Here is a 15059-nt window from a genome sequence, read left to right on the forward strand (position 1 = left end):
CAATTTCCATATTATATAATTATTAATTAAATTTAATAGGAATGGGAGGAAATATGAAAAAGGTTCAAAGTAAATTAACATTACAAATTTTTTTATTGGTTTTAATAATATGTGGAGTTCTAAGTTTTGGAACTTATTATATTTCATCAAGTTCATTAAATGAAACTGTAAAAACAAACTTAATAGAAAGGACTGATGATGTTTCTAAGCTTTTATCAAATTATATGAAAAATGAACAAACTGCACTAAATGGGCTTGTAGCTTTAAATGAAGTAAAGTCAGGAAATTGGGAAATTCAAAAACCTATATTAATAGAGGAAAGTAAAAAATTTGGTTTTGAAAAATTAGGGATAGTAGATTTAAACGGAAAAGCGCATACCACTTTAAATGACAATGAACTAGATGTATCAAAGATAGAATATGTAAAAAAAGCTCTTAATGGTGAAACAGGTTTTTCTGATGCTACGAAAAGTAAAGTAAACGGATCACTCATTATGGATGCATATGCTCCAATAAAAGGAAGTGATGGCAAAACTATAGGTGCCATGATTGGAACATTAGATGTGCAAAAGGTGAGTACTTTTTTACAAGGAATGAAATTTTCTAATTCAGTATATCCTTATGTGATAAATAAAGAAGGAACAGTAATTTTACATAAAGATATAGAGGTAGTAAAAAAAGAGGATAATTCTATTAAAAATGCTGAAAAAGACTCTAGTTATAAAGAACTAGGTAATTACATCAAAAAAGTAATCACTGGTGAAACTGGATATGGAGAATATAAATACAAGGGGCTAGAAAAAATTATTTCTTATGCTCCTGTAAGTGGATTAAATTGGTTTATAGTGGTAGAAGCTGATAAATCAGTATTATTTAATTCCATACAGCACTTAAAATTAATGGCACTCATTGCTACCATAATTTTTATATTGGTAGGATTAATTTTTGGATTATTTATAGCTAAATCCATAACAAAGCCTTTACTAAAAATTAGAAATTTAGCAGAAAGGCTTTCACAATATGATTTTTCAAATGAAACGCACATGTTAAGAAAAGATGAATTTGGAGAAACTGCAGCAGCTCTTAATACTGCTCAGGAAAATATAAAAATATTAATTAAAAAGATTATGGACGGAGCACAGGATATGAGCGCTGCTAGTGAAGAATTATCTGCAACTTCTGAAGAACTTGCTTCAAGATTTGAACATATAAATATGTCAACTGAAGATATAGTAAAAATAGCCCAAAAAGCTAACTCATCAACAGGAAATGTTACAGTTTCTATAGAAGAAATAGATTCCAGTATAATGAAACTTTCAAATAAAGCAATGGATGGAAGTAATAATTCAAATGAATCTAAAGATAGAGCTATTTCAGTACAAAAAAATGCTAAGAATGCTATATCTGAAAGTAGAAATATTTATAAAGATAAAGAGGAAAAGATTTTAAAAGCTATAGAATCAGCAAAAGTTGTAGGAGAAGTAAAGACAATGGCAGATGCAATAGCAAGCATTTCTGAGCAAACTAATCTATTAGCATTGAATGCAGCAATAGAAGCAGCAAGAGCAGGAGAGCATGGTAAAGGTTTTGCTGTAGTTGCTGAAGAGGTAAGAAGTTTAGCTGAACAAACTTCAGAAACCGTTTATACGATACAGGATACTATAGAAAAGGTACAAGAAGCATTTAAAAATCTTGCTGATAATGGCAGTGAGTTGTTAAAATTTATTGATGAAAATGTAAATAAACAATTTGACTCATATTTAAATACAGGAGAACAATATTATAAGGATTCAGAATATGTGTCAGGAATGGCTGAGGATTTATCATCCATGGCTCAGCAGATTACAGCATCAGTAAATCAGGTAACCAATTCAATTCAAAGTATGGCAGAGGATTCAGAAAAATCATCTGCAAGTACAAATGAAATAAAAGATAGTATACAGGATGCATCACTTGCTATGGAACAGATAGCTAAAACAGCACAAAGTCAAGCTCAATTAGCACAGGAACTTAGTGGAATAGTTCATAAATTTAAAATATAACTAGATTTTTTAAATAATCATCAAAATTTAAAATAAGGCAGGTGAAAACTGGAGTTAGGCATATGGCGAAAATATGTCTTAGTCAGTAAATTTTATTGTAAATGTAGAATTACTGATTTATGATCCAGATAAATGTATGAATGTAATTATAACAGGACCAAAGGGTAAAATGGGAAAACTTATTGTAAAAATAGCTAATGAAATGAATGAACTTAATATTGTAGGAGCTTTAGCACCAAAAGGAAGAGATTATATTGGAAAGGATGTGGGATTGGTTTCTTCCATAGGAATTGAAGTAGGAGCAGTTGTGGTAGATAATATTGAAAGTATCATAAATAAAACTGATGTAATCATTGACTATACTACACCAGAAAGTTCTATGAGTATAATGGAAAAAGCACTTGAATATAAAAAAGCAGTGGTTTGCGGCACTACTGGATTTTCTAAAGAACAGTATGATAGAATTGTAGAAATTTCAAAGAGCATTCCTGTGGTTTTTGCAGCCAATACATCTATGGTTGTAAATCTTATGTATAAGCTTTTAAAAATTTCAGCAGAAACTATAGGAAAAATGTCTGATATAGAAATAGTAGAAATGCATGATAGGTATAAAAAGGATGCTCCTAGTGGAACTTCTAAGGAAATGGGAGAAATTATAGCAGAAGCATTAGGTGAAAATTTAAGTGATATAGCTGTATTTGGAAGAGAAGGAGAAGGTGCTAGAAAAGAAGGTACAATAGGTTATCATTCTTTAAGAGCAGGGGATATATCCAGCAGTCATACAGTTATGTTTGGACTAATGGGAGAAAGATTGGAAATTACTCATCATGCACATAATTGGGAGTGTTTTGCAAATGGTGCTTGTAAAGCTGCATTGTTTTTAGAAGAAAAGACACCAGGGCTTTACACAGTTAAAGATGTACTAGGGTTATAGTGATTTTCAATAAATATATTTAGAAAAACTAATGAACATAATTTTTATAAAGTTTAAAATAAAGGGGATAGTACTAAAAATCATAATACTATCCCATTTTTTTATTGATATATAAAATGGACTAAGAAATATCCAAGTTTATAGAGCTTTTTCTCTTCATGACTCTATATTTGTGAGGAGATATTCCTTCATATTTTATAAAAACCTTAGTGAAGTAAGCAGGGTCTATATATCCAATATCCATAGATATTCTACTTACACTTTTATCAGTAGATGCTAGTAATTTTTTTCCTTCTTTTATTCGTACTTTTGATACATACTCTGTGAATTTTATTCCTGTATTATTCTTGAAATATCTACTAAAATATTGAGGATTTAAATGTACGTGATCTGATACTGATTCAAGACTTATGTCTTTATTAAAATTTTTATTTATATATTCTAGGGCTTCATGAATAGAGTCTTTTGTATAATTTACTTCTTTTGAAGTTTGTGAATTTATTTTTTCTCTTTGCAATAGTGATATGACTTTGCTAATGGATTCATTCAATTCTTCTGGTTTTATTGGTTTTAATATATAATCAACTACACCAAGCTTAATAGCATTTTGTGCAAAATTAAAATTATCAAAGGCTGTTAAAATAATGGTCTTTATATTGGGGTTAAATTGCATAATTACTTGCTGTGCTTATAAACCATTTTTTTCTGGCATTTTAATATCCATGATAATTATATCGGGATCATGTTTTTTTGCGAGTAATATAGCTTCTTCACCATTAGTAGCATCTCCTATTACTTTTATATTGGAAAAACTTTTCTTTAGCATAAATCGAATAACCTTACGTTCGAAAGCTTCATCATCAACAATTAACAGCTTATACATGATTTATACACCTCCTAAAAAGTTTTAGTCGACAAGTGGAAATTTAATGTATACAGTTGTACTTATATTAGGAATACTTTCAATTTTAATACCAAATTCAGGTCCAAAATAATATATTAACCTATCATGAACAAGTTTGATTCCAATGCCTCCATTAATAGTAGTGGAATTGAGTTTGTCATTTATGATGCTTAACTTTTCATTGCTTATGCCTACTCCATTATCAATTACTTTAATTTCTATAAATTTATCAGGAAGCATTTTACCGTGTATTTCAATTTTTACTGGATCTTTTTTAGGCTCTAAACCATGTATTATGGCATTTTCAATAATAGGTTGTAAAGTCATTGATGGAATTTTATATTTGAATATTTCCTGTGGAATTTTTATATCATAATTAAGCTTGTCACTATATCTGGTTTTTTGAATAAATAAATATTTTTTTATGTTTTCCAATTCAGTTTCTATTTCAACCATATCTTTTGAGCTTTTAATACTATACCTCAATATATCTGAAAGAGAATATATTAAATTAGCAGTTTCATTACAGCTTTCCATAAGTGCCATTCCAGCAATTGTATTTAAAGTATTGAACAAAAAGTGAGGATCAAGTTGAGATTGAATGGATTTAATTTGAGTATCTTTAGCCAGCTGTTGAAATTTCATTTTTTCTTCAGTTTCCTTTAATAGTTCAGTGTGAGTTATATTGGCAACTCCCATTTTTGCAATTAAGTTTGTACATAAAGAAAGAAAATCAGCAGATGCTATTATTCTATTATATTTTATAGATTTTACTTGTTTTAATGCAGCTTCAAGCTTATCAATAGGGAGTTCCAATTCTTTAGATAGTCTTTGCAAATCAACAGCTTCTTTATTATCCTTGTCCTTAACAGCAACTTGACCAAAAAGCATTGAACCAAATTCAATATCGTTTACAACAATTGGTGCACATAAATCTGTAAGTCCAGCATGACAAGTATAAATTGCGGGATTCTTTTGCAAAGTTGAATGCAAACCACCTTTAGCATCACAGTTCATACAACGCCTATAACCTTCTTTAGAAGTTCTTATTAAATTGCAAAATTTTGAGAAGCTGCTGGGCTTCGTTATAGGAGTACCAGTTTTATCAACTGTTATAGAAGCCATATTTGTCATTTCAGAAAATTTATCTTGAATACTTTGTAGAGACGATATGTCGATAATTTCATCTAATGTATACTTATTTAAGTTACTCATAAAAACACCTCATAAGTTAGAATTGCAAAAAAACTTATTATATAGATTTTATTATACTTATAAATGCATACAAAAAGCAATTAGCAATTAGTATTAATTAGGAAAAATATTATTTTTTTGGAGTGATTATATTAGCTGATGTCGAAAAAATACATAAGCAGGTACAAAAAGTACAATTTCAAGAAGTTGATTTTGACAATAAAGTAGTCTAAATATTATAAAAATTGTTGAGTGTATTAATATAAAATATAACCATAACAACAAATAAAATTATTTTAATATTTTTAGGAGGTATATTTATGGGACAAGAAGCATTGGGAATGATAGAAACAAAAGGTTTAGTTGCAGCAATTGAAGCTGCTGATTCAATGGTTAAAGCTGCAAACGTTGCATTAGTAGGATATGAAAAAATAGGATCAGGGCTTGTAACTGTTATGGTTAGAGGAGATGTAGGAGCAGTAAAAGCAGCTACTGACGCAGGTGCTGCATCAGCTAAGAGAATTGGCGAAGTTGTATCTATACACGTTATTCCAAGACCACATACAGATGTAGAAAAAATATTACCTAAATTATCTGAATAGAAAAGATGCGAGGTAAAAGTTTATGGATAACGCGTTGATTGAAAAGGTTTTATTGGAATTAGGGAATAGGATAAATTTGCAGAGTTTAGATAAAGAACAAATGAGTAAAATTATTGAAAGTGCAGCACAAAAGATACTTGATAAAGAAGCTGTACAAGTAAATGAAAAAGAAAATGTGGTAGAAGAAAAAAGGGAGGTATTATCTATGAGTGCACCATCAGCAATAACGGAATTTGTAGGAACAACAGAATTGGGAGATACCATTGGTTTAGTTATAGCTAATGTAGATTATTTTCTTCATGAAAAAATGGGATTAGATAAAAAATATCGTTCTATAGGAATAATTAGTGCAAGAACAGGGGCTGGTCCTCATATTATGGCAGCAGATGAAGCTGTAAAAGCTACTAATACAGAAGTAGTAACTATCGAAATGGCAAGAGATACAAAGGGCGGAGCTGGACATGGTTCATTAATAATCCTAGCTGCAGAAGATGTATCTGATGCAAGAAGAGCAGTAGAAGTTGCTCTTAAAGAATTAGACAGAACTTTTGGAGATGTTTATGGAAATGATGCTGGACATATAGAACTTCAATATACAGCAAGAGCAAGCTTGGCATTAGAAAAAGCATTTGGCGCTCCACTTGGAAAGGCTTTTGGAGTAATTGTTGGTGCTCCAGCAGGTATTGGTGTAGTAATGGCAGATACAGCTATGAAAACTGCAAATGTTGAAATGGTAACTTACGCTAGTCCAGGAGCAGGTACAGCACATTCAAATGAAGTTATAATAACAATTACAGGAGATTCAGGTGCTGTTAGGCAGTCAGTAATTGCAGCTAGAGAAGTTGGTATATCCTTATTAGGAAATATGGGAGATGAACCTAAGTCAACTACTCAACCATATATTTAACAGGGGGTGATGTTATAAATGAAAAGATCTAAAAGATTTGAAATATTAGAAAACAGACCAGTTCATAATGATGGATTCGTTAAAGAATGGCCAGAAGTAGGGCTTATAGCTATAGGAAGTCCAAGTGATCCAATTCCAAGTATTAAAGTGGAAAATGGAAAAATAGTTGAAATGGATGGAAAAAAGAGAGAAGATTTTGACTTTATTGATAGTTTCTTAGCTAATCATGCTATTAATATAGAAAATGCTGAAAAGGCTATGGCAATGGATTCTTTATCCATAGCTAGAATGTTAACAGATATAAATGTTTCAAGAGATGAAATAATTAAAATAACTACTGCTTTAACACCTGCAAAGCTTGTTGAAGTAGTTGACAAATTAAATGTAGTTGAAATGATGATGGCTGTTCAAAAAATGAGAGCTAGAAGAACTCCATCAAATCAATGTCACGTTACTAACTTACGTGATAATCCAGTTCAAATTGCCGCAGATGCTGCTGAATCAGCTTTAAGAGGCTTTGATGAAATGGAAACAACAGTAGGTATAGTAAGATATGCTCCTTTTAATGCTTTATCACTTTTAGTAGGGGGACAGGTTGGTAGACCAGGAATATTAACTCAATGTTCATTAGAAGAAGCTACAGAACTTAAGTTAGGTATGCTTGGATATACTGCTTATGCAGAAACTATATCTGTTTATGGAACTGAGGACGTGTTTGTTGATGGTGATGATACTCCTTATTCAAAAGCATTCTTGGCATCAGCTTATGCATCTCGTGGTCTTAAGATGAGATTTACATCTGGTACTGGATCAGAAGTTCAAATGGGATATGCAGAAGGAAAATCTATGCTTTACTTAGAAGCAAGATGCATAATGATAACTAAAGGTGCAGGATCTCAAGGATTACAAAATGGTTCAGTTAGCTGTATAGGTGTTCCAGCAGCAGTACCAGGCGGAATAAGAGCCGTACTTGGAGAAAATCTTATCACTACAATGTTAGATTTGGAAGTTGCTTCAAGTAATGACCAGACATTCACTCATTCTGATATAAGAAGAACTGCAAGAACTATGATGCAATTCTTACCAGGAACTGACTTTATATGTTCAGGATACAGCTGTACACCAAACTATGATAACATGTTTGCTGGTTCAAACTGGGATGCTGAAGACTATGATGATTGGGTAATCATGGAAAGAGACTTAAAAATTGATGCAGGTCTTGTTCCAGTTAAAGAAGAAGATGTAGTAGCTATTAGAAATAAGGCAGCAAAAGCAATTCAAGCAGTATTTAGAGAATTAGGCTTACCTGCTATTACTGATGAGGAAGTTGAAGCAGCAACTTATGCTCATGGTAGTAAAGATATGCCAGCTAGAAATGTTGTAGAGGATTTAAAAGCAGCTCAAGAGTTATTAACTCGTGGAGTAACAGGACTTGATATCGTTAAAGCTCTTCACAAAGGTGGATTCCAAGAAATTTCTGAAAGACTTCTTAATCTGTTGAAACAAAGAATAGTAGGAGACTACCTTCATGCATCAGCTATTTTTGATGAAAATTACAATGTTATAAGTGCAGTTAATGATATTAATGATTACATGGGACCTGGAACAGGATATAGACTTGAAGGCGAAAAATGGGAAAAAATTAAAAATATAACTAACGCTTTAGATCCTGATAAAATGTAGGGGAGTGATTTATATATGGTAAATTCAGTATCTAATGAAGAACTAATAGAGCTAATAACCAAACAGGTTTTAAGTAAATTAACAGAAGGTATAAGTTCAAATAGTGTTAAATCTAGCACTGTACCTGCAAGAGTCGGTAAGATGAGATTAGAGGAAGTTGGTACAGCTGAAATTGGAAAAAGAAGCGATGAGGTTGTTATAGCATTAGGTGCAGCTTTTGGAAAAACTCAAACTGAAACTATAGTTGGAATACCTCATGATGAAGTATTAAGAGAAATTTTAGCAGGTATAGAAGAAGAAGGAATTACTCCAAGAGTAGTAAGAGCTTTACGTACATCAGATGTATCTTTTATGGCTAATGATGCTGCTAAAATAAGTGGATCAGGTATAGGCATAGGAATACAATCTAAGGGAACTACAGTTATACATCAAAAAGATTTACAACCATTAAATAACCTTGAATTATTTTCACAAGCACCATTAATAGATAGAGAAACTTTCAGAGCTATAGGTAAAAATGCTGCTAAATATGCTAAGGGAGAATCACCAGACCCAGTTCCAGTTAGAAATGATCAAATGGCAAGACCAAAATATCAGGCTAAAGCAGCAATACTCCATATAAAAGAAACAGAACATGTAGTACCACATGCTAAGCCTATAGAATTAAAAGTAATTTTCGAATAGGGGTGAAGTTATGGAAAATAACGCTTTATTAGAACAAATAATCAATGAAGTTTTAAAAAATATGACAACTAGCGGAGATAAGTCTGCAGAAAAATGCGAAAAAAATTCCTCTGGAAGCTTGACTAAAAATGATTATCCTTTAGCTCAAAAGAGAAGCGATTTAATAAGAACTAAAAGTGGTAAAACCTTAAATGATATAAATATTGAAAGTGTATTAAATGGAAGTGTATCTGCAGAAGATATAAAAATAACTCCAGAAGTTCTTATATATCAAGCTGAAATAGCAGAATCTATAGGAAGACATGCATTTGCAAAAAATCTTAGAAGAGCTGCAGAGTTAACAGCAGTTCCAGATGATAGAGTTCTTGAAATCTATAATGCATTAAGACCTTATAGATCAACAAAGCAGGAATTACTTGATATAGCAGATGAATTAGAAAATAAATATAATGCAAAAATAAGTGCTGCACTTGTTAGAGAAGCTTGTGAAGTATATGAAAAGAGAAATAGACTAAAAGTTTAGGTAGGTGATACAAGTGAAACTTGTAGCAGGAGTTGACATAGGAAATTCTACCACTGAAGTTGCCATTGCTGATTTTGATGCTGATTTAAAATTTGTGACTAGCAGTATGGTTAAGACCACAGGAATTAAAGGGACCACTGATAATGTGGCAGGAGTGCTTCTTGCTTTGAAAGAAGCTTGTAATAATATAGGTACCCCCGTAGAAAAATTGCACACTATATGTATAAATGAAGCGACTCCAGTTATTGGTGATGTAGCCATGGAAACTATAACGGAAACTATAATTACAGAATCTACTATGATAGGTCATAACCCTGATACACCAGGAGGCCTAGGAGTAGGTACTGGTAAAACGGTTTTCCTTGATGAACTAGAATACCTTCATGCAAATGAAGAAGTAATATGTATAATTCCTAAATCAGTGGATTTTGAAACTGCAGCTAAGAAATTAAATGAAGCATTTAAGAGAAATGTTGAAATTACTGGGGCAGTGGTACAAGCAGATGATGGAGTAATAATATCAAATAGGCTGGACAAGAAAATACCTATTGTAGATGAAGTGGCTTATATTGATAAAGTTCCTATGGGAATGCTTGCAGCAGTTGAAGTAGCGGCATCTGGAAAAACTATAAAGGTGTTATCTAATCCTTATGGACTTGCTACTGTATTTAAACTTTCACCTGGAGAAACAAAACATATAATCCCAATTTCAAGGGCTCTTATTGGCAACAGGTCAGCTGTTGTCATAAGAACCCCAGAAGGGGATGTAAAGGAGAGAGTTATACCTGCTGGAAAACTAATTCTAATGGGAACAAAACAAAATAAGATTGGGATAGAACAAGGTTCCAGTGCAATAATGGAAAGTTTAAGTGAAGTGTGGCCTTTAAAGGATGTAACTGGAGAGTCAGGTACAAATGTAGGCGGCATGATTGAACGAGTAAGACAGATAATGGGAGAGTTAACAGCACAAAATATAGAAGATGTAAAGATTCAAGATATTTTGGCTGTAGATACATTTATACCTCAAAAGGTTCAAGGTGGTCTAGCTGAAGAATTTGCACTAGAAAATGCTGTAGCTCTTGCAGCTATGGTAAAGACAAGTAAGCTTCCAATGGAGACTATTGCTAAAAAACTGCAAGATGAAACTGGAGTAAAAGTTTTAATTGGTGGAGTAGAAGCAAATATGGCAGTACTTGGAGCGCTTACAACTCCAGGAACAGATAAACCTCTTGTTATATTGGACATTGGAGGAGGTTCAACGGATTCTGCATATATAAGCAAAGAAGGAATTGTAAAATCAATTCATCATGCTGGTGCTGGAGAAATGGTTACAATGCTTATAAAATCTGAATTAGGACTGGAAGATTATAATTTAGCAGAGGATATAAAGAAACATCCTTTAGCTAAAGTAGAAAGTCTTTTTAACATAAGATATGAAGATGGAAGTGTATGTTTCTTTCAGCAGCCTTTAGATGCATCCCTATTTGCAAGGAATATAATAGTTAAAAATGAAGAAATGGTTCCTATTCCAACTAAGCATGCATTAGAAAAGATAAAAATGGTTAGAAGAGAAGCAAAAAGAAAGGTCTTTGTAACTAATGTTATTAGAGCACTAAAAGATGTTGCACCTAATAATGATTTGAGAAGTATTGACTTTGTTGTACTAGTAGGTGGATCTGCATTGGATTTTGAAATTCCTGAAATAATTTCTGATGAATTATCTCATTATGGTGTTGTGTGTGGAAGTGGTAACATAAGAGGAAATCAAGGACCTAGAAATGCAGTTGCAACTGGACTTGTAATATCTCATTACAATAGCTTGAGAGGTAATTAAAATGATAGCTAATAATTTAGAAATGCCTTGCATTTTTGTATGTGTAAAAAATTTCAAAGAAGCTCTTCTAAAAGAAATTCTTGCTGGAATAGAAGAAGAAGGCATTCCTTACAGTGTAAAAAATATGAGCCTTAGTGAAGACAGTATTTTGAGAGAAGTTTATGTTAAAGCACAGGAATCCAGGATGGGTATAGCTATTGGAGTTATGGAGGATAGAATAGTACTTCACTATAACAAGCTTAAGGAAGAAAAGCCTCTTATTGATATGAAATTAAATTTGTATGAGAAAGAAAAAGCAAGAATAATTGGATGTAATGCAGCAAGACTTTATAAGACAATGCCTTTCAAAAACATAGAATCAGTTAATATGGAATTGATAGAGAAAATTAGAGCATCAGTTATTTCTGTTATTGATAAATTAAATATAAAAATTACCTGAGAAAAATTGGAAGTATGATTAAGTTGAATTTTTAAGGAGGGGTTTTAATGAATAAAGAAGCCCTCGGTGTTATTGAAACCGTTGGAATGGCTGCAGCAATACAGGCAGCAGATACTTGTGTTAAATCGGCCAATGTGGAATTAATAGGGTATGAACTTACTAAAGGATCTGGGCTTGTAACTATTAAAATAAGAGGAAATGTAGGAGCAGTGAAAGCTGCTATTGAAGCAGCAAAAGTTAGTGCAGCTAAAATTAATCAGGTGTATGCAACACTTATAATACCAAGACCAGCTGAAAATATAGAGGGAATTATTGAATCTGAGGAAACTATAGGTATTAAAGCTAAAGAAGCTGAAATAAAGGATACTATTGAGGAAGAAAATAAATTAGAAAATACAGTTGATATGGAAGAAAAGATTGAAGATAAAGTGGAAGATAGTACTAATGTTGAAACAGAAGAAAAGGTAGAAGATAATGATGCCAGTTTAGATAGTCCAAGGTCACCTGAAGTTTTTCAAGAAGAAAAAGTTAGTAATGAGAAGGAGCAGGATAAAGAATCCACACATAATGATAGTTATTTAAATGAACAGGAAAATAATGAGGTGTGCAACATATGTCATGATCCTGCTTGTACAAGAAAAAAAGGGCAGCCAAAAACTTTATGTATTAACTATAAAGGTAATAGAAGGTGATAGGAATGATAGATATAAATGAAAATCTAATAAAAGATATAGTATTAGATATTGTGACAAAGAGTGAAATAAAAAATAGAGATTTTTCAATACCTGTAGGTATATCTAATAGACATATTCATGTTACTCAAGAAGATTTAGAATGCTTATTTGGTAAGGGGTATGAACTTACAATAAAAGGTAAAGTAAAGCAGCCAGGACAATTTGCTGCCAATGAGACAGTAACTATTGCAGGACCTAAAGGTTCTTTCCAGAAGGTAAGAATTTTAGGTCCTGTAAGAAAATACAGCCAAATTGAAATATCTAGAACAGATGCCTTTGCGTTAGGAATAAAGCCACCAGTTAGAAACTCTGGAGATTTGGAAAACTCAGCAAGTCTTTGTGTTATTGGGCCAAAGGGTATGTTGACTTTTAACAATAAGGTTATTTGTGCTAAAAGACATATTCACATGGTTGCAGAACAAGCCAAAGCTTATGGAGTAAAAGATGGAGATCTTGTAAATGTAGAAACTGCTGGAGATAAGGGATTAATATTTAAAAATGTACTTATTAGAGTTAGTGAAGCATCAGCTCTAGAAATGCATTTAGATACGGATGAAGCTAATTCAGCAGAATTAAAAAATAATGAATTTATTAGGATAATGAGTAGAAGCAGGTGATGGATATGGTAGGAAACACTAGTACAGAGGATATACTAAATAGAGCCAATATGTTTATTAAACAAATGGAGGATACTATTTCAAAACCTAGTGAAATAGATGAAAAGGAAGAAATTAAAGTAGGAGTTGATTTAGGTACTTCAAATATTGTTATAACCGTATTAGATAAAAATAATGTACCAGTAGCTGGAGAAATTTATCCTGCAAGCGTTGTAAAGGATGGAATAGTAGTTGAATATCTAAAGGCTGTTACAATAGTTAGAGAATTAAAAAGTAAGCTGGAAAAAACTTTGAACAGAACTTTGGATTATGCTGCTACAGCTATACCACCGGGAATAAGCAAGGGTAATGTTAAGGTTATTCAAAATGTAGTAGAAGCAGCGGATTTCATTGTGACTAATGTAATTGATGAACCTACTGCTGCATCTGAAGTTTTAAAAATAAAAGATGGTGCAGTAGTGGATGTAGGTGGAGGTACTACTGGAATATCCATATTAAAAAATGGTGAAGTAGTTTATTCAGCAGATGAGCCTACAGGAGGACACCATTTAAGTTTAGTAGTAGCTGGAAGCCTGGGAATAGAATATGAAGAGGCTGAAAAATTTAAAGTTAATCCTGATAATTATAATACTGTGTTTCCTGTAGTTAGACCAGTAATAGAAAAAATGGCGGATATAGTTTTAAGACACGTACAAGGGCATGATGTGGAAACCATTTATCTTGTAGGTGGAACCTGCTGTCTTAAAGATATAGAAAAGGTAGTTGAAAAATACACAGTTATTAAAACTATAAAGCCATATAATCCATTACTAGTAACACCAATAGGAATATCTATGAATAGTATCAGATAAGAGAGGTGAGTAAATGGATATTGAAGATTTACTAAAACCTATTATTGCACAGATAATAAATATGATGAACAAACGAGTTCTTTTATTTGTATCTGGTGGTGCAGTAAATTTAAAAAGTATATTTGAAACATTAGCTTCCATGAAAATGCTGCAATATGACGTAGTAATGACAGAAGCAGCTAAAAAAGTTATACCAGAAGAATACATCAATAATTTAAATGGAAGATTAATAGACTGCAAAGTTGAATTGACTAAAGCTGTAAAAGAAGATGACATAATATTAGTACCAATGATGACAAGAAACACTTTAGCTAAATGTGCTACAGGTATTCAAGATAACTTAGTTACTACAGGAATAGCCGAAGCTCTTATGATGAACAAAGAGGTAATTGCTGTTAAGGATAGTTTTGATCCGCAAAATCCTAAGAATATATCTTTAGGTTTTAGCAAAAATCCAGCATACAATAAGTTTGTTCTAGGATATCAAGATGTACTTACTAACTTTGGAATGAAGTTTATTGATGCAGATGGTATAAAGAAGGCTATAAATGGTAGCTTTAATATTAATAATGAAATTATTCCAAACATAGAACCAATAAATAAAACTATAGTGAAAGAAGAAAATGTTACCCCTATAGTTAATAAAGTTACTGTGAGTGGCAAAGTATTATCAGGAGTTTTGACAACAGAGGATATTATAGTAGCTGTTAATAGGTCTAAGGAAATTTGTGTTAAAGAGGGTGCTTTAATAACTCCTCTAGCAAAAGATTATATATATAACAACAAGATTAATGTTAAATATTGTTAGTTAAGGAGTGTAATTATGTTTTTAGGAAAGGTTGTTGGAAAAGTTGTCTCTACACAAAAAGATCCAAAGTTTATTGGAAGTAAGCTTCTAATAGTTAAAAAGATAGACGAAAGTGGAAAAGTATCAGGAGAGCCTATAGTTGCAATTGATACAGTAGGTGCAGGTATTAGCGAAACTGTAATTGTAGTTACAGGAAGTGGTGCAAGATATTTAGATGCTACAGATAAGGTTGTACCTGCAGATGCTTCAATTATGGGTATTGTTGATTCCGTTGAATGGGATTCAGATTGCTAGGTGGTGATA

The 15059-nt window shown here is 32.1% G+C and carries 16 protein-coding genes and 1 pseudogene; 14 read left to right on the forward strand and 3 right to left on the reverse strand.

Going from position 1 to position 15059, the window contains the following annotated elements; translation table 11 throughout:
* Positions 1-53 precede the first annotated feature (53 nt).
* Positions 54-2042 carry a methyl-accepting chemotaxis protein gene (locus Ccar_RS06015; protein ID WP_007059964.1) on the forward strand — a complete coding sequence of 663 codons (1989 nt, stop codon included), beginning with the start codon at positions 54-56 and terminating at the stop codon, positions 2040-2042.
* 136 nt (positions 2043-2178) lie between these two features.
* Entirely contained in the window at positions 2179-2976 is a 798-nt protein-coding gene (gene dapB, locus Ccar_RS06020; RefSeq protein ID WP_007059963.1) for a 4-hydroxy-tetrahydrodipicolinate reductase, read from the forward strand.
* 121 nt (positions 2977-3097) lie between these two features.
* Here the strand turns inward: dapB and Ccar_RS27330 are convergent, their stop codons facing one another.
* The 3 genes and pseudogenes from Ccar_RS27330 to Ccar_RS06035 form a co-directional block, all read right to left on the reverse strand.
* Positions 3098-3220, reverse strand: coding sequence for a hypothetical protein (locus Ccar_RS27330; RefSeq protein WP_237737378.1), 123 nt, complete (start codon positions 3218-3220; stop codon positions 3098-3100).
* Positions 3200-3859: pseudogene (locus tag Ccar_RS06025) on the reverse strand (response regulator transcription factor); the annotation flags it as partial. The pseudogene Ccar_RS06025 and the gene Ccar_RS27330, both read right to left, overlap by 21 nt.
* A gap of 24 nt (positions 3860-3883) precedes the next feature.
* Entirely contained in the window at positions 3884-5095 is a 1212-nt protein-coding gene (locus Ccar_RS06035; protein ID WP_007059960.1) for a sensor histidine kinase, read from the reverse strand.
* Between the two features lie 299 nt (positions 5096-5394).
* On the opposite strand from Ccar_RS06035, the gene eutM reads away from it, so the two are divergent.
* From eutM to Ccar_RS06095, 12 genes are all read left to right on the forward strand, one after another.
* Complete coding sequence (gene eutM, locus Ccar_RS06040) at positions 5395-5676, forward strand: ethanolamine utilization microcompartment protein EutM (RefSeq protein ID WP_007059959.1); 282 nt, start codon at positions 5395-5397, stop codon at positions 5674-5676.
* 100 nt (positions 5677-5776) lie between these two features.
* On the forward strand, positions 5777-6583 hold the full coding sequence (gene pduB / locus Ccar_RS06045) for a propanediol utilization microcompartment protein PduB (RefSeq protein WP_179945242.1): 807 nt from the start codon (positions 5777-5779) through the stop codon (positions 6581-6583).
* A gap of 18 nt (positions 6584-6601) precedes the next feature.
* Complete coding sequence (locus tag Ccar_RS06050) at positions 6602-8266, forward strand: propanediol/glycerol family dehydratase large subunit (RefSeq protein ID WP_007059957.1); 1665 nt, start codon at positions 6602-6604, stop codon at positions 8264-8266.
* A gap of 15 nt (positions 8267-8281) precedes the next feature.
* Positions 8282-8950, forward strand: a complete 669-nt coding sequence (locus Ccar_RS06055) for a propanediol/glycerol family dehydratase medium subunit (protein ID WP_007059956.1) — start codon at positions 8282-8284, stop codon at positions 8948-8950.
* A 10-nt stretch (positions 8951-8960) separates the two neighbouring features.
* A complete protein-coding gene (locus Ccar_RS06060; RefSeq protein ID WP_007059955.1) occupies positions 8961-9473 on the forward strand; it encodes a diol dehydratase small subunit in 513 nt (170 codons plus the stop codon).
* Positions 9474-9486: 13 nt separating this feature from the next.
* The gene (locus tag Ccar_RS06065; protein WP_007059954.1) at positions 9487-11307 is read left to right on the forward strand and encodes a diol dehydratase reactivase subunit alpha; all 1821 of its coding nucleotides are present in this window, start codon (positions 9487-9489) and stop codon (positions 11305-11307) included.
* Between the two features lies 1 nt (position 11308).
* Positions 11309-11746, forward strand: a complete 438-nt coding sequence (locus tag Ccar_RS06070) for a glycerol dehydratase reactivase beta/small subunit family protein (RefSeq protein WP_007059953.1) — start codon at positions 11309-11311, stop codon at positions 11744-11746.
* Between the two features lie 47 nt (positions 11747-11793).
* Positions 11794-12438 (forward strand): BMC domain-containing protein, encoded by a 645-nt coding sequence (locus tag Ccar_RS27540; RefSeq protein ID WP_007059952.1) that lies wholly within the window; start codon positions 11794-11796, stop codon positions 12436-12438.
* Positions 12439-12443: 5 nt separating this feature from the next.
* Positions 12444-13097, forward strand: coding sequence for a phosphate propanoyltransferase (locus tag Ccar_RS06080; protein ID WP_007059951.1), 654 nt, complete (start codon positions 12444-12446; stop codon positions 13095-13097).
* Between the two features lie 5 nt (positions 13098-13102).
* Positions 13103-13948 (forward strand): ethanolamine utilization protein EutJ, encoded by an 846-nt coding sequence (eutJ, locus tag Ccar_RS06085; protein WP_007059950.1) that lies wholly within the window; start codon positions 13103-13105, stop codon positions 13946-13948.
* A 13-nt stretch (positions 13949-13961) separates the two neighbouring features.
* Positions 13962-14756, forward strand: coding sequence for a flavoprotein (locus Ccar_RS06090; protein ID WP_007059949.1), 795 nt, complete (start codon positions 13962-13964; stop codon positions 14754-14756).
* 15 nt (positions 14757-14771) lie between these two features.
* On the forward strand, positions 14772-15050 hold the full coding sequence (locus tag Ccar_RS06095; protein WP_007059948.1) for a EutN/CcmL family microcompartment protein: 279 nt from the start codon (positions 14772-14774) through the stop codon (positions 15048-15050).
* Positions 15051-15059 lie beyond the last annotated feature (9 nt).

The organism is Clostridium carboxidivorans P7, assembly GCF_001038625.1.
Lineage (GTDB): Bacteria > Bacillota > Clostridia > Clostridiales > Clostridiaceae > Clostridium_AM > Clostridium_AM carboxidivorans.